Source organism: Streptomyces carpinensis, assembly GCF_002154505.1.
GTDB lineage: Bacteria > Actinomycetota > Actinomycetes > Streptomycetales > Streptomycetaceae > Streptomyces > Streptomyces carpinensis.
The window spans coordinates 15,112-35,075 of sequence record NZ_MUBM01000022.1 but is presented as its reverse complement, the minus strand read 5'-3'; the positions used below and the strand labels follow the sequence as shown (position 1 = coordinate 35,075).

Annotated in this window: 16 protein-coding genes; 6 read left to right on the top strand and 10 right to left on the bottom strand. The window is 67.4% G+C overall.

The genetic code is table 11. From position 1 onward, the window contains the following. Positions 1-110: 110 nt before the first annotated feature. The 3 genes from BZY54_RS04435 to BZY54_RS04425 all read right to left on the bottom strand — a co-directional run bounded on the left by BZY54_RS04435 (position 111) and on the right by BZY54_RS04425 (position 2,370). Entirely contained in the window at positions 111-1,649 is a 1,539-nt protein-coding gene (locus BZY54_RS04435) for a helix-turn-helix domain-containing protein (protein ID WP_086723219.1), read from the bottom strand. Beyond that, positions 1,646-1,966, bottom strand: coding sequence for a helix-turn-helix domain-containing protein (locus tag BZY54_RS04430; RefSeq protein WP_086723218.1), 321 nt, complete (start codon positions 1,964-1,966; stop codon positions 1,646-1,648). The genes BZY54_RS04435 and BZY54_RS04430 overlap by 4 nt, the downstream gene beginning before the upstream one ends. A gap of 107 nt (positions 1,967-2,073) precedes the next feature. After that, positions 2,074-2,370: a hypothetical protein gene (locus BZY54_RS04425; RefSeq protein ID WP_086723217.1), complete on the bottom strand. Its 297-nt coding sequence runs from the start codon at positions 2,368-2,370 to the stop codon at positions 2,074-2,076. A gap of 241 nt (positions 2,371-2,611) precedes the next feature. Here BZY54_RS04425 and BZY54_RS04420 point away from each other — a divergent pair, with 241 nt between their 5' ends. Continuing rightward, positions 2,612-3,178: a dihydrofolate reductase family protein gene (locus tag BZY54_RS04420; protein WP_086723216.1), complete on the top strand. Its 567-nt coding sequence runs from the start codon at positions 2,612-2,614 to the stop codon at positions 3,176-3,178. Between the two features lie 465 nt (positions 3,179-3,643). Here BZY54_RS04420 and BZY54_RS04415 read toward each other — a convergent pair whose 3' ends face one another. The 3 genes from BZY54_RS04415 to BZY54_RS04405 are packed head-to-tail and all read right to left on the bottom strand — an operon-like array spanning position 3,644 to position 7,343. Beyond that, positions 3,644-4,621: a 3-hydroxyacyl-CoA dehydrogenase gene (locus BZY54_RS04415; protein WP_208640548.1), complete on the bottom strand. Its 978-nt coding sequence runs from the start codon at positions 4,619-4,621 to the stop codon at positions 3,644-3,646. Beyond that, positions 4,618-5,856: an iron-containing alcohol dehydrogenase gene (locus tag BZY54_RS04410; RefSeq protein ID WP_086723214.1), complete on the bottom strand. Its 1,239-nt coding sequence runs from the start codon at positions 5,854-5,856 to the stop codon at positions 4,618-4,620. Before BZY54_RS04410 ends, BZY54_RS04415 begins: the two co-directional genes overlap by 4 nt. Next, positions 5,853-7,343, bottom strand: a complete 1,491-nt coding sequence (locus BZY54_RS04405) for an NAD-dependent succinate-semialdehyde dehydrogenase (RefSeq protein ID WP_086723213.1) — start codon at positions 7,341-7,343, stop codon at positions 5,853-5,855. The genes BZY54_RS04410 and BZY54_RS04405 overlap by 4 nt, the downstream gene beginning before the upstream one ends. 235 nt (positions 7,344-7,578) lie before the next feature. On the opposite strand from BZY54_RS04405, the gene BZY54_RS04400 reads away from it, so the two are divergent. Continuing rightward, complete coding sequence (locus BZY54_RS04400; RefSeq protein ID WP_086723212.1) at positions 7,579-8,253, top strand: GntR family transcriptional regulator; 675 nt, start codon at positions 7,579-7,581, stop codon at positions 8,251-8,253. Positions 8,254-8,425: 172 nt separating this feature from the next. After that, positions 8,426-10,102 carry a sigma-54-dependent Fis family transcriptional regulator gene (locus BZY54_RS04395; protein WP_244216953.1) on the top strand — a complete coding sequence of 559 codons (1,677 nt, stop codon included), beginning with the start codon at positions 8,426-8,428 and terminating at the stop codon, positions 10,100-10,102. Positions 10,103-10,211: 109 nt separating this feature from the next. Here the strand turns inward: BZY54_RS04395 and BZY54_RS04390 are convergent, their stop codons facing one another. From BZY54_RS04390 to BZY54_RS04375, 4 genes are all read right to left on the bottom strand, one after another. Continuing rightward, a complete protein-coding gene (locus BZY54_RS04390) occupies positions 10,212-11,273 on the bottom strand; it encodes an ABC transporter permease (RefSeq protein ID WP_086723210.1) in 1,062 nt (353 codons plus the stop codon). Further along, positions 11,270-13,867, bottom strand: coding sequence for an ATP-binding cassette domain-containing protein (locus tag BZY54_RS04385; protein ID WP_208640547.1), 2,598 nt, complete (start codon positions 13,865-13,867; stop codon positions 11,270-11,272). Before BZY54_RS04385 ends, BZY54_RS04390 begins: the two co-directional genes overlap by 4 nt. A gap of 75 nt (positions 13,868-13,942) precedes the next feature. Next, positions 13,943-14,665, bottom strand: coding sequence for an SDR family NAD(P)-dependent oxidoreductase (locus BZY54_RS04380; protein WP_086723209.1), 723 nt, complete (start codon positions 14,663-14,665; stop codon positions 13,943-13,945). A 215-nt stretch (positions 14,666-14,880) separates the two neighbouring features. After that, positions 14,881-16,047, bottom strand: coding sequence for a substrate-binding domain-containing protein (locus BZY54_RS04375; RefSeq protein WP_086723208.1), 1,167 nt, complete (start codon positions 16,045-16,047; stop codon positions 14,881-14,883). Between the two features lie 354 nt (positions 16,048-16,401). Here BZY54_RS04375 and BZY54_RS04370 point away from each other — a divergent pair, with 354 nt between their 5' ends. The 3 genes from BZY54_RS04370 to BZY54_RS04360 all read left to right on the top strand — a co-directional run bounded on the left by BZY54_RS04370 (position 16,402) and on the right by BZY54_RS04360 (position 19,842). Next, positions 16,402-17,301: an alpha/beta hydrolase gene (locus BZY54_RS04370; protein ID WP_086723207.1), complete on the top strand. Its 900-nt coding sequence runs from the start codon at positions 16,402-16,404 to the stop codon at positions 17,299-17,301. A gap of 118 nt (positions 17,302-17,419) precedes the next feature. Beyond that, a complete protein-coding gene (locus BZY54_RS04365) occupies positions 17,420-19,045 on the top strand; it encodes a flavin-containing monooxygenase (RefSeq protein ID WP_086723206.1) in 1,626 nt (541 codons plus the stop codon). Between the two features lie 26 nt (positions 19,046-19,071). Next, positions 19,072-19,842, top strand: a complete 771-nt coding sequence (locus BZY54_RS04360) for an SDR family NAD(P)-dependent oxidoreductase (RefSeq protein WP_086723205.1) — start codon at positions 19,072-19,074, stop codon at positions 19,840-19,842. The last annotated feature ends 122 nt before the right edge of the window (positions 19,843-19,964 follow it).

The window sequence follows — 19,964 nt, the reverse complement described above, 5'->3', positions numbered from 1 at the left end:
TGTGATGGCCGATCGCCGTCGTCGCCAGGGAGATTACCGCCGGACGGGTGATCGGCGCCGTGAGGGCTGCTTAGGGCATTCCTCTGGGTGTGCTGGCCCTGCGTGGTTGATCAGGGGTTGTTGGTGTGGTCGGGGTCGGTGCCGATGCTGTAGACGTCCTTGATCTTCACCTCGGTGACGCCGCGGCCCTCGGGGAAGACGGCCCGCCAATCGCCGATGACGTGCAGTTCGTCGGTGCCCATCGCGCGGACGACCAGGAGGCCTTCATCGAAGGCGCGGTGAGCCTTCCACCACAGGTTGGCGAACGCCTGGGAGCGGATGATGTGCATCCAGTCGGGCCGGTACAGCTCCCGGTTGTAGTTCGACTCCCCCATGGTCGAGACGAACTTGGAGTACATCGCCTTGACGTACTCCAGCGTCACCTCGTCGTCTGCGGCGATCGCCGTGTCACGGGCGTCCTTGAGTGCGATGCGGAACTTCTCCAGCAGGTTCTCCGTCGCGCCGGAGGTGAACGACTCGTGGATCTCAGGCGGGTCACACAGCCCGTACTTGGGACCGGACAGACGCAGCAGCAGCCGGAGGGTGGGTTCGGTGACCCACAGCGGGCCGGGCTCGTCACGGCTGCCGAGCGGGTTCGGGAGCACGGCGTCGTGCTCCCACACCGGCGGGGTGATCAGATGGACCCCAGCGCGGCGCCGGTCGTGATGGTTGCCGGTGGAGTGCTCCAGCTGCCCGATCGGCAGGTGCGTCTTGAGCGCACTCAGGTAGGCGCCGTTGATATCGAGGGCCGTCACCTCGTGTCGGCCGGCGGGCAGATGCGGGCGCGTCCACTTCGGGCGGGCCTCCCAGATCTGGTCCGCGCCGTGGGCGGTCTGCTTACGCAGAATGTCCGGTACCCACGGGTGGGCGACCACGTCGTAGCGGCCGCCCTTGCGGGTGGCGTCCAGCAGCGCCATCGCGTCCGGGATCGCCCGCTTCACCAGCGCCGCAGTCGCCGCTTCGACGTCGCCGGAGTGCTGAGCGAGCGCGGCCGTGACGGCCTGGCCGATCAGGTCGGGGGTGTCGGAGGCGGCCTGCGCGCGGCGTCCCTTGGGCACGATCGGCACGTCGCCCGTGCGGTCCGCGGTGCGGCGGGCGGCAGGCGGCTGGGGCTTCGCGGCTTCCGGCTGTGGGGGCGCGGCGGGAGGCTGCGCGGTGCTGGATGCGGCGGTGCACTCGGCCGCATCCAGGTGCTGCGGCAGCCCGGCCAGCGCGAACTGCGCCGGCTGCCCGCACAGCACGCAGGACTCAGGTGCGGCGAGGGCGTCGACGTCGTCCTGCTCGACGTCCTGGACCGGATTCTTTTGTCCGGCGTCCGGTGTGCCGTCGTCCGCAAGTTCCCCAGCCGGTGCGTCCTCGGCCGCAGCTGCCAGCTTGGCCTGTGCTCCCTGAAGGAAGTACGCGTACTTCTCCCTCAGGTCCCCGCTCGGGTCACGGCCCGATTCCCAGCCCCCGACCGTCGACGGGCTGACGTTCAACGCCTTCGCAACCTGCGTGCGCGAGAGGTTCAGCTGCTCGCGCAGGGCACGCCGTTCGTCCACGGGGGGAAGGGCAGCAACTTCCTGCTTGGCTCGTGCGAGCAGGGCATCGATCGCTTCGAAGTCCGTCACCGGATCTCCCTTCCGCCGCTCGGTGCCGGCGCAGAGCGCGTGCCGTCGATGTGGCGGCGGGGGGCACGGCGGCGGTGCGCGGGCAGCGACTCCGTTGCCCGCGTGGGGCCGGCCAGGAGATCGAGAGCGTCGATGCCGTAGTGGGCGGCCACCGCGTCGCAGTCGGCCAGACTCCAAGCCGCAGCCCCCGACTGACGGCGGCTCACCTGAGCCTGGCTCACTCCCAGGGCGGCGCCGAGCTCCGTCTGCGACTCCCCGGTCGCGTGCAGGAGCGCGGCCACAGCCGACCGCACTCGCTCCTCCAGGCTCATACCCATAGCACCAAGGATACCCCTTCTTCCGCATCTTCCATGTGAATAATGCATGATAATTGGTGGCCGCTCCACGGACCAGAAGAACGTCCCTGCCTAACCCCGCTTAATGATCAGTTCTTCGGCAAATCCGCGATGCCCATGCGCACTGCGACGGCGCGCGCGCCGACCTTGGCGAGGGATGCATAGGCGGCTGCCAGGTCGAGGGGGGTGCGTTCCAGCTCGTCCTCGTAAGAGCCCACGCGAACCTCCTCCAGGTGGGCCTGCGCGGAGCTGATCAGCTCGAAAATGACCGCGATGTCGGTATGCGGCTGAGATTCTGCTTGGCCCCGGGAGAGAAGGGCGTGGCTGATCGCCTCCGCTTCCTTCTTGAGAGTGTCGAGGTTGGCGGGTGTTTTGCGGTAGGTCACGGGTGCAGGGTCTCGCCGCCCATGACATGTCGATCTTCTGTGACCTGCCGGTTCTCTGTTGTCTCACCGCGATGTCACCCAAGATCAGTCTCAGATCGATGCCATTTCCTCGGCGGAACGATGAGTCTGAGGCTGAGCCACCGAGCACGAGGACTACATGCGAGCTCAGATCGCGCACCGATGAGTTTCCCGCGTTGCGCCGGTCTGTACGCGTGAGACCGACTCACGGAAGGCTGGCACCATGCGGAAATTGATCTACGGCATGAACCTGACCCTGGACGGCTACATCGCCGCGCCCGGCGACGACATCGGCTGGGGCGGGCCGCCGAGCGACGAGCTGTTCCAGTTTTGGTCCGACCAGTTGCAGGCGACCGACCTGACGCTGTACGGGCGCAAGCTGTGGCAGACGATGAGCTCCTACTGGCCGACCGGCGACCAGCAGCCGAACGCCACCCCGACGGAGATCGAGTTCGCGCGCCGCTGGCGGGACATGTCGAAGGTGGTGTTCTCCTCGACGATCGACAAGGTCGACTGGAACACCCGCCTGGTCACCGGCGACGCAGTCGCCGAGATCAGCCGGCTCAAGGCCGAGGACGGCGGCCCGATGGACATCGGCGGCGCGACACTCGCCGGGGCGGCCATGCGCGCCGGGCTGATCGACGAGTACGTGCTGGCCACCGCGCCGGTCCTGGTGGGCAGCGGCACGCCGTTCTTCACCGCGCTGGACAGCTGGGTGAACCTGAACTTGGTGGAGACGCGGGCGTTTCCCGGCGGCGTGGTCCTGACCAGGTACGAGACGAGGCACTGAGCAGCTTCCCGCTGTCGCGCTGCTTGGATGGGTGTTTCCCTCTCACCGTCGTCCTCAGCCGGGATCGTCTGGGCGGCTGCGGCAACGTGTTTCCCGAATCGGGTCAGCTCAGGATCAGAGCCCAATCACCCAAACGAGTGGGCGGCTTGACCTGCCAGTCTCAGATTCGTGTCAGATATGCCATCGCTTGGCCATCGCTCGTGAGATTTGGCCACGAAAACTGATGAGACCCTGCAACGGGGGCCTCAGGTCTGTGACATGTCGACGAAGCGGGAGTAGTGCAGCTGGCTGGCGACCGTGATCGTGCCGGTGGGTCCGTTGCGGTGTTTGTCGAAGATCAGCTTACAACGGAGACGGAAAACGTGTCGGAGTCGTTGGCTGGTCGAGGTGCCTCGGACAGTTCACATGTCCGAGGTCCCTCAACCAGCCATCCGCGCATCCGACAAGTGAAGATCCGAGAGGAACTCAGGAGGTGGCGCGAATGTCCTCCCACAGTGGCGTCAGCCGCATGAGCTGCTCGTCTCGCCAGCGAACTCGCTCTTCCCATCGGTCGAGGGGGAGAAGAGTGCGACGCTGGCGTACTGCGGTCGACACGAGTTCTGGCGTCCATGGGTCGTCCTGACCGCGCTCAGCGCCCATTCGCGCATACGCGGGTCCCATTTTCTCCGCGTGTGATTCAAGACCGCCGCGTGTGTTGAGGTCGACGGTCTCGAACGGGCCGATGAGACTCCACCGGCGCCCGAGACCACTGCGGACGACTTCGTCGATCTCGTCAACGGTCGCAACCCCGTCTCGGACCAGGCAGTAGGCCTCACGCAGTACCGCGCCTTGAAGACGGTTGAACACGAACCCTTCCGGTTCATGGTTGACCGTGATCGGGCGTAGTCCTGCGCCGGTGTAGATGGCCCGGGCGCGCTCGACGGCCCACGTAGCCGTGTTGGAGGAGGGGACGAGCTCGATCACCGGGATGAGGTACGGCGGGTTGCCGGGGTGACCGACCAGGATCCGGTCCGGCAGCCCTTCGGGCAGGTCGGCTGTGATGAGACTGGGACGTATCGCTGAGCTCGAGCTGGCGAACACCGCTCGATCAGGCGCGTTCTGGGCCGCACGCCGGATCAGGTCTTGCTTGAGGTCTACCCGCTCCGGGGCACATTCCTGCACCAGTGCTACTCCCGCGACTGCCTCCGCCAAGTCGCGGGTGAACGTGACCCGCGCGCTCACAGCGTTCGGATTCTCGACGAGGCCGTGTACGGACAACTGGTCAAGGCGATCGGAGAGCTCACCGTGGGCGCGCTCCAGAGCGTCCGGGAACGGGTCCCACACTCGGACCGCGTGCCCGGCCCGTGCGAAGACGATCGCGAAGGCGACCCCGATGGAGCCGGCGCCGGCGACGGCGACCGGCTCCATCGGGCCGCGTGCCGGTGTTGCAGCTGTGCTCGTCACACCGACCACCAGGTGCGGTCGTTGTCGTAGCCGCGCTGCAGGATGTCAACGACGGACTCGTGGGTGAGATCGCGCGGGTTGTTGGCCGTCAGGCGGGTCGCGAGCATCGCCTGATCGGCCACGTAGGAGAAGTCCTTCGGGTCCAGGCCGAGCGTCTTCAGGTCGGTTGGGCAGCCGACGGTCTCCAGCAGTGCCTCGACGCGGGAGATGCCGGCCTTCGCCTGATCCAACGGGGTCGACTCGGGGTCCGCGGCACCGAGCAGTGTCCCGATCTCGGCGAATTCCGCGATCCGGGTCGGAAGGTTGAAGCGCATCACGTACGGCAGGAGCGCTCCGACACCGAACCCGTGCGAGGTGTGGGTCAGCGCACCGATCGGGGACTGGATCGCGTGCGCCGCGGCGGTACCGGCGGTGTTGATGGCCATGCCTGCGTTGTACGCGGCCAGCATGGTGGCGGAGCGTGCTTCGATGTCGGACGGGTCAGCGACCACGTCCTCCAGGGACGAGTTGAGCAGAGTCAGGCCGCTGCGGCAGAAGATGTCGGTCAGCGGGTTCTTCCCGACGTAGAGATGATTGGCCAGGAACTCCGGCGTCACGTCCTTGACCCGGTCGGTGAACGTCTCGACCAGGTGGGTCAGCGCGTCGGCCGCCGTGGCTGCGGTGAGTGCCGGTGGGCAGGAGACGGTGAGCTCGGGGTCGATGACGGCGGCGTACGCCTCCAGGTGTGGGCTGGCCACGCCGACCTTCATGCCCCTGTCCCGGTCGAAGACGACCGAGATGCAGGTGACCTCGGCGCCGGTGCCGGCGGTGGTGGGTACGGTGATGACCGGGAGCCCGGGGCCCGGGACGAGGAACTCGCCGTAGTAGTCCCGGACGTCGCCGCCATGGGCCAGGACGGCGGCGGACACCTTCGCCAGGTCGAGGCAGGAGCCGCCGCCGACCGCGAGCAGGGCATCCACGCCGGCGTCGCCGTAGCGGTCGGCGACGGTCAGTACGTTCTCGCGCGGCAGGTCCGGCTCGGCCTCGGAGAACACCGACACCGTGATGCCTTGCCCTTCGATGGCGGTCACCATGTCCTTGAACTCGCTCACCTGCGCCATACGGGCGTCGGTGACGACGAGGACGTGCCGTCCGATCTCGGCCAGGAGACGGGGCAGATGGCGCCGTTCGCCAGGGCCGAAGACAACGGTCTTGGGCTGGCGCAGGACGCCGATGGATGCGACGCACGCGGTCACAGGCCTGCCTCCGTCTCGTCCACGGTGATGGCGAGGTACTTGGGCTCGAGGAACTCATAGATCGCCTCGTGTCCGCCTTCGCGGCCCAGGCCGGAGGCCTTGATGCCGCCGAACGCCGCTGCGGGGTCGGCCATGATGCCGCGGTTGATGCCGACCATGCCGAAATCGAGGCGCTCGCTCACGGCGATGGCTCGGTCCACGTTGCGGGTGAACACGTACGCGGCAAGCCCGTAGGTGGTGTCGTTGGCGACCTTGACCGCCTCGGCGACCGAGTCAACGGTGTAGATCGTCGCGATGGGGGCGAACAGCTCCTGGTGGCAAAGGTCGTCATCTGCCTCGGTCACCGAGAAGACGGTCGGCTCGAAGAAGAATCCGTCGCCCGGCACCTCCTTGCCCCCGGTCAGCAGGGTCGCGCCGATCCCGGAGAAGCCGTTGACCAGTTCCTTGACGGTGTCGCGCTGTTGGGCCGAGATGATCGGGCCGACCTCTGTGGCCGGGTCGAACCCGTCGCCGACCTTCAGCTTCTCGGTCAACGCGACGAACTTGGCCGTGAACTCTTCCGTGACGCGGCTGTCGACGATGATCCGGTTGGCCGCCACACACGCCTGACCGGCGTTGCGGAACTTGCACACGATCGCCTGCTCGGCGGCCAGGTCGAGGTCGGCGTCATCGAGCACGATGAACGGGCCGTCGCCGCCGAGCTCCATCGAAGCATTGGTGATGTTCGCAGCTGCCTGGCTCAGCAGGGTGCTTCCCACACCGGTCGAGCCGGTGAAGCTCACCTTGCGCAGACGGCTGTCCGCCATGAGCGCCGCCGACACCTTGGACGAGGTCGTCGTGTGGAGGAGGTTCACCACACCTGCCGGGAAACCGGCATCGTGCAGCGCCTGCACGAACAGCGCGCAGGTCAGCGGAGTCTCCTTCGCGGACTTCACCACGACCGTGCATCCGGCGGCGAGTGCGGCGCCGGCCTTGCGGGCGATCATCAGCAGCGGGAAGTTCCACGGAGTGATGAGGAGGCACGGGCCGACCGGCTGGTGGGTGGTGACGACGCGGTAGGCGCCTCGGGAGCCGTGGGCGTAGGTGCCGTGGAGGTGGGCGATCTGCTCGGCGTACCAGAGGAAGAAGTCGACCGAGAGCTGGAACTCGCCCCGGGCCTCGCCCAACGGTTTGCCGCTCTCCAGCGTCATGGTCTCGACGATCTCGTCGGCCCGCTGCAGGAGCAGCCGGTGCGCGCGGTGGAAGAGGTCGGCACGCTCGCGCGGCAGCACGTGACGCCAGGTGTCCTGAGCGGCGACGGCCGCATCGAGCGCGGCGAGTGACTGCTCGACGGTGCCGTCGGCGACCTCGGCGATCGTCTGACCGGTTGCGGGGTTGATGACCGAGAACGTCTCGGCGGCGTGTGTCCACGCACCGTCGATGTACAGATCGACGGGTATCTCCCGTCCGCGGACCTGTGCTGTGACCGGCGCGGTCGGTGTCGTCATGGAAGGGTCCTCCTCTTTCGGCGGCAGCGGGTGCGGCGGCAGCCAACCGGCTCGGGTGGGGCTGCCGCCGGTGCAGCACGGCGCGTTCACGGGGGTGACGTATTACCGTCATCTCGTAATACGCTACGGGCCGGGGCGCGGGATATGGGCCGGTGCATCGATTTGAGACAGTGCCTCACGGGCCCCAAGAGCCGCTGGGCCTGGCAAGCAACAGTTAGAGGTTGAGGGACCCTTCATGAGCACTTCGAGACTGACTCGGCATGCGGCGCCGCTGCGGCAGCAGATCACACGTCTGCTTCGTGAAGACATCCTGAGCGGGACCTTCCAGCCCGGCGACGCCCTGCGCGAGAGCGCCCTGTGCGAGGCCTACGAAGTCTCACGCACCGTGGTCAGAGAAGCGCTGCGCCAACTGGAGGCCGAGCGGCTGGTGACGGTGGTCGCCCACCACGGTCCAGTCGTGACCGTGTTGACGCCGCGGGACATCGAGCAGATCTACGAGGTACGACGCGCGCTCGAGGGCCTGGTGGGCGAACTCTTCGCGGCCCGCGCGTCGGAGCAGGTGAAGCGCGAGTTGCGAGAGCTCCTGATCGAGATGGAGACGACCTACCTCAGGGGCACCATCAAGACTCGAGAGGAGGCGAACGAGCGGTTCTACGGGCTCCTGCTCGAAGGTGCCGGCAACGCGGTCCTTGCCGAGGATGTCGCCCGCGTTCACGCTCGGGTCCAGATCTTTCGTCGCTACGCGTTCATGGACGACAAACGGGCACGGATCTCGTTCGAGGAATTCGGCCGCATCGTCGAAGCCGCAGCTGTTGCGTGTGACGCCGCCGCGGCGCGAGCCGCGTGCGAGCACCATGTCCACGGCGCAGCAGCGCTGGCTGTCGATGAGTATCACCGTCGTCTGGCCTGAGGCCGTCGGCGACTCGCATGATCCGGGGATCGATGCTCGTCGATCCCGGATCATTATTACAGGATGATCGCGAAATAGCGCTATGTATGCGATTTCGCATTATGCTCCGGCTCTGCCTTAGGAAGGGAAGGGCATGTCGACTGGGCCAGTCAACGCACTCAAAGACGAATGGTTGACAGGCAACACCGACCGCATCAATGTGGCGCCTGCGCTGCTGAGATCCTGGGAGCGTTCCCGGGAGGCGCTCGGTGTGCCGACCAACGTCCGCGAGGTGCCGCATGTGGCGGTGGATGAGCTAGATCAGCATCTTCTGGATCTGTTTCAGGCGCCGATGTCACGTTTCTCCGCCGACTTGTCGGGAACGGGCGTCGGCCTTCTGCTCGCGGACGCCCAGGGCCGTATCCTCGGTCGTTGGGCCGCAGACCATGACGCATGGCGCCACTTCGAAAGGGTCGGCACCGACCGCGGTGCCGTCCTGGACGAGTCGCTCGTGGGCACCAACGGTGTCGGTACGGCCTTGGCGACCGGGCAGTGCGTGCAGATCACCGGCGCGGAGCACTACGCGGACATGTACAACGACGCCGTCTGTACCGGCACGCCGATCCGGCACCCGCTGACCCAGAAGATCGTCGCTGTGGTGACGTTGTCCAGCGGGCTCATCGAGGGCCGTTCGCTGCTGCGGCCCATGGTCAAAACGGTCGCGGACCAGTTGCAGCAGCATCTCCTCGATGTGGCCTCCCCTCAGGCCCGGGCGGTCTTCCAGGCATTCCTGGAGGCCTCGAAGGCGAAGGCCGGCGCGGTGGTCGGCTTCGGTCCGCAGGGACTGATCATGCAGAGCCAGGGCGCTGCCCGCCTGTCCAGCGCGGATATCGCGGCGCTCGGCGAGCTGGTCCAGCGGCAATCCGGTGGCCGGTTCATCATCGAGCTCTCCGGCGGCCTGACCGAGGTCCGGCTGGCCCCCGTCGAGACGGGCGCCGGGGCGATCGTGTCCCTGCAGCGGGGCAGGACCTCGACCACCACCGCCCTGGGGCCGGCCCGCATGCAGCTGATCGGACGCTCGCCGGACTGGATGGCGGCTGTGCACGCGGTCGCACGAAGGCGGGAGGCGACGCGGCCGGTGGTGATCGCCGGCGAGGCCGGCGTCGGGAAGACGTCGCTCGCCCTGGGGCTCCCGTTCCGTTCCGGCGATCCCGGACCAGGTGCCCACATCGTGATCGACACGGTGGAGCGAACCCTGATCGGCGGGAAGCGATGGCTTCGCAGCATCGCGGAGCGGCTGCAAGGCGGAGCGCCCGTGATCGTCAAGGGGATCGACGCCCTCGACCCGGCGGCCAGAATCGCGCTGGCCGGGCTGTTGGAGATGAGCGTTCTGAAGGGGCCCGTGATGCTCACCGCCACGCTGCGCTCGGCCGCGGAGGCCGAGGAGACGGCGGTCGGTCTCGGGGCGTCACACGTGTGGGTTCCGCCGCTGCGGGAGCGCACCGCCGACCTGCCCGCTCTGTGGCGCTACTTCACGGACCGGGCCATGCCGGGAGTCGGTCTGGAACCCCATGCGGAGACCCTCGACCTGCTCACCGGATACCAGTGGCCCCGCAACCTCAAGGAACTCCACAACGTCGTCGAGGGGTTGGCCCTTGCCGGCAAACGCGGATACGTCCTGCCCAGTGACCTGCCGGAGCGGATCCAGGGTTCCCGCGCACTGACCATGATCGAGCGTGCCGAGCTCGAGGCGATCTCCCGGGCGTTGCGGGAAGCCGACGGGAACCGTTCCCGCGCCGCGGAGATACTCGGCCTGTCCCGGGCGACGATCTACCGCAAGATGAAGGCCTACAAGATCACCGACTCGTGACGGACGACTTCGACGCGGCCACCGCGCAGCCCCTCGCAGCCACCGGTATGCACAGCGCGGTCCGGGAACTTGGTTCCGGACCGCGCTGTGCATACCGGTGGCTCGGTCGTCAGCCGGCCGTAGGCAATGCCCGTTGGCGTCGACGCTGTGCCAGCCCGCGAAGAGCGGGGGCGGCCTGGCGCAGCAGGACCACCGCGGCTAGGACTGCTGCCTGGGCGATGAGCTGCTGGGCGTCGTTCCAGCCCAGAGAGCGAAGCAGCTGTCCGAGCTGCGTGAGGAACAGCGCCCCGACGCCGCTGGCCACGATGCTCGCGAGACCGCCGGTCATCGCGGTGCCGCCCAGCACTACGGCCGCGACGGTCGGAAGGACGTAGCTGTCCCCGATGAAGAGCCCGGGAGTGCGGGTGTAGCCGGCCAGGAGAACTCCGGCGGCGCCGTAGGCGAGGCCCGCGAACCCGTAGGCGACGATCTGGTAGAGGGTCACTCGGATGCCCAGAGCTGAGGCGGTGGGAACGCTGACACCGATGTAGGTCAATCGGCGCCCGACCGCCGAGCGCTTGGCGATGATGCCGCCCACGGCGAGCATGACGACCGCGATGATGAACGTGTTCGGGATGCCGAGGGTCCGGTCGACGGAGAACCGGCTCAGGCCGCCTGGCGCTGTGGCCGGCGAACCGCCGGAGATCGCCAGGACGGTGCCCAGCAGGACGGCGTTCATGCCGAGCGTCACGACCAGCGGCATGACACGGGCGACTGCGACCAGGACTCCATTGACCAGGCCGACGAGAGCGGGGGCGACCACGGCGACGGTGACGGCGAGCCACGCCGGCCAGCCGTGGGACTGGACCATGCAGGTGCACAGGGCCGCGGCGAGCGCGATCATGCCCGGCACCGACAGGTCGAGGCCGCGTTGCTGCACGACAAGAGTCTGCCCGGCGGCCGCCATGGCGAGCACGGCGGCGAAGGGCAGCATGCTCAGCAGCGGGGCTGAACCCAGGCTGCCTTGGGCGATGGCGGGGCTGAGGGCGAACAGGATGATCGTGGCGATCACGATCCCCACCCAGCTGCCCGACAGGAGACGGCGCCAGGTGGCGCCCGCGTCGAGGGTGTCTATGACGTTCCCCTCATGACTCGGGTTGCGGCGGGAGGCGTTGGTGGGTCGGGTGGTCATGCGTGTGCTCCCGTCCGGCGAGTACGGCGCAGCTGCGCGTACAGCACGGCGGCGCCGATCGTGATGAGGCCCGGGAGCCAGTAGCCCCAGGCAGGGGAAAGGTCGAGGAACGGGGAGACATTGACCAGCTGCTGAGTGAGGACAGCGGCGGCGATGATCCCGATGAACGAACCGCGGCCACCGAAGATGCTCGCTCCGGCAAGCACGACCACCGTCACCGAGTTGAGTGTGTACGCGAGACCGGGACGCCCGTCACCGATACCGATCTGGGCCATCAGGATGATGCCGGCGGGCAGGACCAGAGCCGAGCAGATCACGTACGAGGTGAACTGGATCAGTCGGATCTTCACCCCGAGACGCTCCGCTGCGTCCGGCTCGGACCCCAGAGCCCGAAGCTCGACGCCCCACCGGGTGCGACGCAGTGCCAGCTCAAGGAGCACAACGAGGAGCACCGCGATGACGGTCACCAGCGGAACCGCACCGAAGTGGGCCTGGATGTCGGCTGCCACCGACGGGAAGATCGTGCCGCCCGGCGTGTCCCGCAGGGACAGGTAGATGCCCTGGAGGGCCATGTAGACCGCGAGGGTCGCGACGACCGGGTTGATGCGGAACCAGGTCACCATGACGCCGTTGATCACGCCTACCGCGAGCGCGCCGAAGGCCATGAGGATTAGGCCGAGGACCAGGTTTCCGCCGTCCACGATCCAGTACGACGCGATCACGACCAGGAAGCCCATGAGGGGGCCGACCGACAGGTCGAACCCGGCTCCCATGACGACGACCTGCTGCGCTGCGCCGACCAGTAGCAGGGGCGCGAGCATGAGCAGGAGGTTGTTGAGGTTGAGCTGGCCGAAGTAGTCGCCGTTGTGCAGCCCGGTCCCGACACCGAGGAGCACCACGATCATGGCGATCACTGCCGCAGGGGCCTGGTCGCCGGCGAGCCAGGCCCGCAGTCGGCGACGCTTTGCCGGTCGGGTCTTCTCGTGGCCGCGCACGCTCGTCGAGGTCAGTGCGGCGTGAGTGATGGCCGCTTCGGTGATCTCCTCGTCGGCGAGCTCCTCGACGACGCTTCCGCGCGACATGATCAGCACGCGGTGGCACAGGCCCTCCAGCTCGACGTTGTCGGAGGAGAGCACGATGACGGCGGCACCGTCATCGGCCGCGGTACGCAGGATCTGGTACAGGTCGACGCGCGCGCCGGCGTCGACGCCCTGGGTGGGCTCCTCCACCACGAGGACCTTCGGTGCCGCCAGCAGCGTGCGGGCCATGACGGCCTTCTGCTGGTTGCCTCCCGACAGCGAGCTGATCGGCGTATCGGGGGTCGGGGTCTTGATCGCGAGGCTGCGGATCTGGTCCTTCGAGGTGGACTGTGTCAGCGCGTCGCTGACCAGGCCGAGGCGGGAGACCTTGTGCAGGGTGCGCGCGACGATGTTCTCGCTCACGCCGAGGGGCAGGAACACACCTTCGCCGTGCCGGTCGGCCGGCACGTAGACGACACCGGCGTTCGCGGCCGCCGCGTTTGAGCCGCGGACCCGCTGTCCGTCGACGACGATCTCGCCCGACGTCGAGACCAGGCCGGCCAGGGCACGGACGAGCTCGGCCTGGCCATTGCCCTGGACCCCGGCCAGGCCGACGATCTCGCCGGAGCGGACGGTCAGGGAGATGTCGTCGAAGCCGTGACCGGACAGCCCGGTCACGACGAGTCGCTCGGCCGCGTCCGCGGGTACGGGTTCCTTGGCGGGGAAGACCGTCTCGAGTTTGCGGCCCACAACGCGCTCGACGATCTGCTCCTCGGTGACAGCCGAGGCGTCGAAGGTTCCGCGGGTCTGGCCGTCGCGAAGGACGGTGATCCGGTCGGCGATCTGCTTGACTTCCGGGATGCGGTGGGAGATGTAGACGACCCCAGCGCCGGTTGCGACGGTCTCGCGGACCTTCGTGAACAGACGCTGTACTTCTTCGGCGTTGAGATGCTCTGTGGGCTCGTCGAGGATCAGAACCTTCGGGTTCAGCGCGAGCGCCTTGGCGATCTCGATGATGAACCGCTTCTCCATCGACAGGTCGGCGACGCGGGCGCGCGGGTCGATCTTCATCTCCCACGGCGCGAGGGTCTCGCGGGCCCAGGCGACCGCACGGCGAAGTCCGCCGACGCGCTTGTACCCGACCCCGAGCGCCATGTTCTCCGCCACCGTCAGGTCCGGAAGAAGCGCCGGATGCTGTCGCACGATACCGAGGCCGAGGCTGCGAGCCTGCTCGGGTTGCGCATGCGTGAGATGGACGCCGCCGATGAGGACGGTGCCGTCGTCCGCCGCCAATGCGCCCGACGCCACGGCCATCAGGGTGGACTTGCCGGCGCCGTTCTCGCCTACCAGGGCGTGGACTTCGCCCGGGCGGACATCGAAGCTCACCTCGTCCAGCGCGCGCACGCCCGGGAAGGACTTCCCGATGCCCTGCATGGAGAGCACCGATGCGACATGACCGGCCGCCTGGCTCGCTGTCTGACTTGCTGCGTGGTTGGACTGGGTGAGGTCGGGGCTCGCACCCTGCTGCGGTGGCCGGACCTGAGTCTCAGGTCCGTTGCTGCCGAAGTTGGTCACGTCGGACTCCTGGAATATGTTGAGGGGCGCGGACCTGAGTGGCCGGGCCGGCGCCTCGGCCCGTTGACGGGCCCCTTACTGGGCGAGGTAGCCGCCGTCGATGACGAGCTCGGAACCGGTCACGAAGCTGGCCTCGTCGGAGGCGAGGAAGACGACTCCGGCGGCGATCTCCTCGGGTCGTCCGGCGCGTCCCATCGGGGTCTGGGAGATGACGTACTCGTTCACCTCCGGGGCCTGAGCCTCGGTCAGGGGGGTCCATATGAAACCGGGATGAACCGAGTTCACGCGGACGCGTTCCTTGGCGTAGCTGACGGCGGCGCTCTTCGACATGTTGCGCACCGCGCCCTTGGTCGCGTGGTAGGCGTGCGCACCGGCGACAGCGGCGCTGCCCCAGATCGAGGAGACGTTGATGATGCTGCCGCCGCCCTGGGTGATCATCTGCGGGATCACCTCGCGCATCCCGAGCCAGGTGCCGGTCTGGTTGACCGCGACGACCCGGTTCCACTCCTCACTGGTGAGTTCGTGGACGGTTTCATAGGCGATGATGCCGGCGTTGTTCACGAGGAAGTCCAGGCGCCCGTGGTGTTCGATGACCTCGGCGATCACACGCTGCCAGTCGGCTTCGCTGGCCACGTCGAGGGACGCGTACGTGACGCCGGCGCCGAACGAGTCGTCGGCGGCAGCGCGGCTGGTCGCGACGACGGCCGCGCCCTCAGCCGCCATGGCGTCGACGATCGCGTGGCCGATGCCGCGCGAAGCGCCGGTGACGATGCCGACCTTACCGTCGAGTCGGTTCATGAGTGCTCCTCGGATATCCGCAGGTGGCTGCGTAGTTCGGGATTCGGAGGGAAAACCGTCTGGAAAAGCGACGAGGTCAGCCGCCCGGGCCTTGAAGAAACCCATGGAGGCCCGGGCAACTGCCGGGAATGGCCGGAGCTGCGGACGGTTCTGTTTGTGAAAGGGGCGATGGCCTGGCCGAGATGGCATCGAAGCCGACCGGACCGCTGCAGGGCCTACTTGTAGAGAGCCTTGATCTGCTCGGTGGTCAGGCCGGAAGAGAGAATCGCGTCAGCCGGCAGCGACTTGTCGTACTTCGGCATCATCTTCGGGTTGGTCGAGTCCTCGATGATCTCCAGGTTGTACGTCGAGGGCTCGGTGTCGGTGATGCCGTTGTAGGCCGCGAGACCCTTGTTCAAAGCAGCCTCGACGACCCAGTTGCGGGACGACTCCGTCGCGATCTGATAGCTCGGGTACCGCTTGTGGTACTGGTACCAGAGCGAGGCGAACTCGTTGGAGTCATTGGCCGACCAGACCGGCAGGGGCTTGTTCGCGGCGATGAACGCCCGGATACCTCCGACCGAACCGCCGCCGAAGTCGGAGACGATGCCGTCGATCTTGCCGTACTTCGTGATGAGACCGGCCACGACCTGCTGCGTCTTGCTGACGTCCCAGTCGGTGGCGACATACCCGTCCGCGTTGAGCAGGTGGACGCCGGGATGCTCCGCGACCGCCTTCTTGACGCCGTTGTAGACGGTCTGGGAGTAGGCGCTGCCGGCGACACCGCCCAGCATGACCAGGTTGCCCTTGCCGTGCATCGCCTTGACGGTCCAGTCGGCGAGGTTCTTGCCGTACGTCTCGACGTTCTCGGAGACGAAGTCGACGTAGTCCTTGCCCGGTGTACCGCCGACGCCCGAGACGATCGGCACGACCGCCACGCCGGCCGCGGTCGCCTTCTGGATGGTCGGCAGGAGGGCCTGTCCGGCGTCGCCGAAGGTGACGATCACCTTGACGCCCTGGGCGACCATCGAGTTGATGTCCGAGATCGCCTTCTGGGTGTTGTTCTGGGCGTCGGTCACCACGACCTGGGTGATGTTCGGGCACTTGGCCGCCTGGGCCTTGAAGAGCGCGATCGTGGCCTTGCGCCAGGTGTTGTTGTTGTTGCCGTCGGCGTAGCCGACCTTGATCGGCTTGGTGCCGCAGAACTTGCTGATGTCCGGGATGTCGGCCTGCACTCCGACACCGCCCACCTTCACGGTCGGCCACGGGCCGCTGGAGCCGACGGAGGCACCGGAACCACCGGAGCCGGTGGAGCTGGTGGACAGACCCCCGCAGGCGCTGAGCGCCATGGCCATGGCAGCTGCGACGCTAGTCGCCGCGACGGCCCGCTTCTTGATGTGCATGGAGTGTCTCCTCGTTGAGAGCTGTGAAGGACCTCGCCGGCCCGGGAGCACCAGGTGTGCGCAAGCACCGAGCCGGAAGAGCGCAGTACCTGGTCCGACTCCGAGGGCGGGATCGCCGGCGTGATCGGAGTGACGTGAACGCCTGGGTGAGGGAAACGGGCTCGGTGAGGGCCCCGGCAGAAGGCTGTCGCGAGCAGGACCGTATGACGCGAGTCACTGTGAGACGGCGGTGCCTCATTTTGTGACAGCGTTCACCTTCGACGCCTGGGCGTGGAGATCCTCGACTGGCCGGGTCGGCCGTCTGCCGGCCCGAGGAACAGCCAGTACCGCCGACCATGACGTTGAGGAGCACCGATGCCCCATCCCCGTCCTTCAGACCCGCTTGGGGAGATCTACGCCGAGTGGAGCGTGGAGTTCGAGGCCAACCCGCAGATGTCGCTCCAGCTGATGCGCTGGGTCTTCGAGGACTGGCAGCGCGCGACCGCTGAGCCCGAAGGGGTCACCTACGCCACGACCACCATCGGTGGCGTGCCGGGCATCCTCGTGACCCCCCTCGACGCGGATCCCTCTCAGGTGATGGTGGTCATGCACGGCGGAGGGTTCGCGCTCGGCTCCTCCGCCAGCCACCGCAAGCTCGCCGGGCACCTGACCAAGGCCTGCGGCACCCATGCATTTGTTCTCGACTTCCGGCTCGCACCGGAGTTCCCGTTCCCGGCGCAGATCGAAGACGGCCTCGCCGTCTACCAGGCCCTCCTGGACAAGGGCATCAAGGCCGACGACGTGTGCTTCGTCGGCGACAGCGCCGGTGGAAACCTCGCGGTAGCGATGACGCTCACGCTGCGCCGCGACGGCCGCCCGCTGCCCGGACGTGTCCTGACGATGTCGCCGTGGCTGAACATGGAGAACAGCGGTGCCACGATCGAGACCAACAACGACACCGACTTCCTGATCACTCGCGAAGGCCTCGCCGGGAACATCGGCCGCTACCTCTCCGGGGGCGCGGACCCGACGGACCCGTACGTCAACCCGCTCTACGCCACCTATGAGGGCTTCCCGCGGCTCTACGTCTGCGCAGCCGACACCGAATCCCTCTTCGAGGACTCCGAGCGCCTGGTCGCCCTGGCCGAGAACGCCGGCGTCGACGTGACGTTCTCCATCGGCAAGGGCATGCAGCACGTCTTCCCGTTCCAGGCCGGACGCCTCGCGCGCGCCGACGAGGAGATCGCTTCCATGGCCGCCTGGTACCGGTCCTGACCAGCCTCCCACCGGCGCCCTGGCCAGACCGCTGACCGCGTCTCATCCACCTTTCCTACCGCGCGCTCCCACCTTGAGTGCCCACCTGTCATCACTCGGTGAAAGGACCCACACTTACATGACCAGCAAGCGTGACTACGACGCCATCGTCATCGGCGCCGGCTTCTCCGGCCTGGCGATGCTCCACCACCTGCGCGAGATCGGTCTGTCGACCCTCGTGGTCGACGGCGAGGACGGCGTCGGCGGCACCTGGTGGGTCAACCGCTACCCCGGCGTCCGCACCGACAGCGAGTACAGCTACTACTCCTTCTCCTTCTCCAAGGAGGTCCGCGACGAGTGGACCTGGACCGAGCGGTACCCGGCCGGCGCGGAGGTCCTGAAGTACCTCAACTTCGTCGCCGACCGGCTCGACCTGCGCAAGGACATCCGCCTGTCCACCCGCGTGGACAAGGCCGTCTACGACGAGGATGCGAACACGTGGACCGTCCACCTCGGCGACGGCAGCACCCTGACCACGACCTACCTCGTCTCCGGCATGGGCGTCCTCTCGCAGGCGATCTTCCCTGCCATCGACGGCATCGACACGTTCCAGGGCGAGAAGTACCACTCCTCGATGTGGCCCCGCGGCGGCGCAGACCTGACCGGCAAGCGTGTGGGCCTCATCGGGCTGGGTGCCTCCGGCATCCAGATGGTCCCTGAGATCGCCAAGGCCGCCGGCGACTTCTACGTCTTCCAGCGCACGCCGAACTTCATCGTCGAGACCACGAACGACCCGGTGACCGAGGAGGAGATGGCCTACCTGCGTGACCACTACGACGAGATCTACGAGAAGGCGGCGAACCACCCCTTCGGCGTCGCGATGGAGCCGGCCGAGCACAGCGCCCTCGAGGTTTCCGCAGAGGAGCGCGACCGGATCTTCGAGAGCAAGTGGAACGAGGGCGGATTCCACTTCGCCAACGAGTGTTTCACCGATCTGGCCACCAGCCATGAGGCCAGCGAGCTCGCCTCGGAGTTCATCCGCAAGAAGATCCACGAGATCGTCGAGGACCAGGCCGTCGCCGACCTTCTCTCGCCGACCACCTACTCGTTCAACGGCAAGCGCGTCCCGACCGGCCATAACTACTACGCGGCGTTCAACAAGCCGAACGTGCACCTCATCGACGTCGCCTCGCAGCCGATCAGCCGGATCTCCGAGCGCGGCGTGGTGGTCGGCGACACCGAGTACGAGCTCGACGTGCTGATTTTCGCCACTGGCTTCGACGCCATGACCGGGACCCTGACCAACATCGACATCGTGGGTCGCGGTGGCCGCACGCTGCGCGAGAAGTGGCTCGCCGACGGCCTGAAGTCGAACCTCGGCATCAACGCCAACGGATTCCCGAACTTCTTCATGTCCCTCGGCCCGCAGACGCCGTACTCGAACCTGCCGGTCCCGATCCAGCTCGGCGCCCAGTGGCTCCAGAGGGCCATCGCGTGGGCGCGTGAGAACGACGTTCCGTTCCTCGAGGCCACCCCCGAGTCGGAGGCCTGGTGGATGGAGGAGACCGAGCGGGCCGGCAAGGCCACCGTCATGTACTCCGAGGGCAAGAAGGCCAAGGCGTGGTTCCTGGGTGACAACCTGCCCGGCAAGCCGGAGGAGTTCCAGGTCTACATGGGCGGCGGACAGGTGTATCAGCAGTTCTGCCGTGCAGCTGAGGCGGACGGCTACCGCTCCTTCCTGGCCAACCAGTCGGTCAAGGCCTGAGACCTGAACGGGGAAAGGGAATCGGCATGGGACGTCTGGAGAACAAGGTCGCCCTGATCACCGGGGCCGCAATGGGCATGGGCCGGGCGACCGCAGAGCTGTTCGCGGTTGAGGGCGCCAAGGTCGCCGTCACGGACCTGGACGAGGTCAAGGGCCAGGAGGTCGTGGCGGGGATCCGCGCGGCAGGCGGGACCGCGGAGTTCTGGAGCCTGAACGTCGCCCGGGAGGCCGAGGCGAAGTCGGTGATCGACGCAGCAGCACAGGAGTTCGGTGCTCTCGACATCCTCGTCAACTGCGCCGGCGTCATCGGCGTCGACAAGCCGACCCACGAGCTCACCGAGGCCGAGTGGGACGCTCTGTTCGCTGTCGATGTGAAGGGTGTCTTCTTCTGCACCAAGCATGCCATCCCGCACATGATCGAGCGGGGCAAGGGCAGCATCGTCAACTACTCGTCCATCTACGGGATGATCGGGAACGACGAGTTCACGGCGTACCACGTCGCCAAGGGCGCGGTCTCCATGCAGACCAAGCAGGACGCGGCCAGCTACGGCAAGTACAACATCCGCGTGAACTCGGTGCACCCGAGCACGGTCCTGACCCCGCTGGTCGAAGGCATCGCGGCTGAGTTCCCCGGTGGTCTGTCGGCCTATGAGGAGTACATGACGGGGAACCAGTCTCTGCGTCGCCTGGGTCGTCCGATCGATGTCGCCTACGGGGTCCTTTACCTGGCTTCGGACGAAGCGGACTGGGTGACGGGCGTGAACCTGCCGATCGACGGCGGCTACACGGCGCGCTGATCAGCCCATTGGCGTCGGCCCTTCTCCCAAGCGCCTGGAGAGGGGCCGACGCTGTCGCCTTATCCCGCTCCGGGAGTCTCGGTGCCAACTGCCCCGGGTTAGGTGGAGATCTTGATGTGCCC

What these genes read in the sequence shown, in the direction of transcription:
- BZY54_RS04375 (WP_086723208.1), bottom strand. Translation starts at nt 16,047, where the DNA reads ATGCACATCAAGAAGCGGGCCGTCGCGGCGACTAGCGTCGCAGCTGCC.
- BZY54_RS04390 (WP_086723210.1), bottom strand. Translation starts at nt 11,273, where the DNA reads ATGACCACCCGACCCACCAACGCCTCCCGCCGCAACCCGAGTCATGAG.
- BZY54_RS04420 (WP_086723216.1), top strand. Translation starts at nt 2,612, where the DNA reads ATGCGGAAATTGATCTACGGCATGAACCTGACCCTGGACGGCTACATC.
- BZY54_RS04405 (WP_086723213.1), bottom strand. Translation starts at nt 7,343, where the DNA reads ATGACGACACCGACCGCGCCGGTCACAGCACAGGTCCGCGGACGGGAG.
- BZY54_RS04360 (WP_086723205.1), top strand. Translation starts at nt 19,072, where the DNA reads ATGGGACGTCTGGAGAACAAGGTCGCCCTGATCACCGGGGCCGCAATG.
- BZY54_RS04365 (WP_086723206.1), top strand. Translation starts at nt 17,420, where the DNA reads ATGACCAGCAAGCGTGACTACGACGCCATCGTCATCGGCGCCGGCTTC.
- BZY54_RS04430 (WP_086723218.1), bottom strand. Translation starts at nt 1,966, where the DNA reads ATGGGTATGAGCCTGGAGGAGCGAGTGCGGTCGGCTGTGGCCGCGCTC.
- BZY54_RS04370 (WP_086723207.1), top strand. Translation starts at nt 16,402, where the DNA reads ATGCCCCATCCCCGTCCTTCAGACCCGCTTGGGGAGATCTACGCCGAG.
- BZY54_RS04380 (WP_086723209.1), bottom strand. Translation starts at nt 14,665, where the DNA reads ATGAACCGACTCGACGGTAAGGTCGGCATCGTCACCGGCGCTTCGCGC.
- BZY54_RS04400 (WP_086723212.1), top strand. Translation starts at nt 7,579, where the DNA reads ATGAGCACTTCGAGACTGACTCGGCATGCGGCGCCGCTGCGGCAGCAG.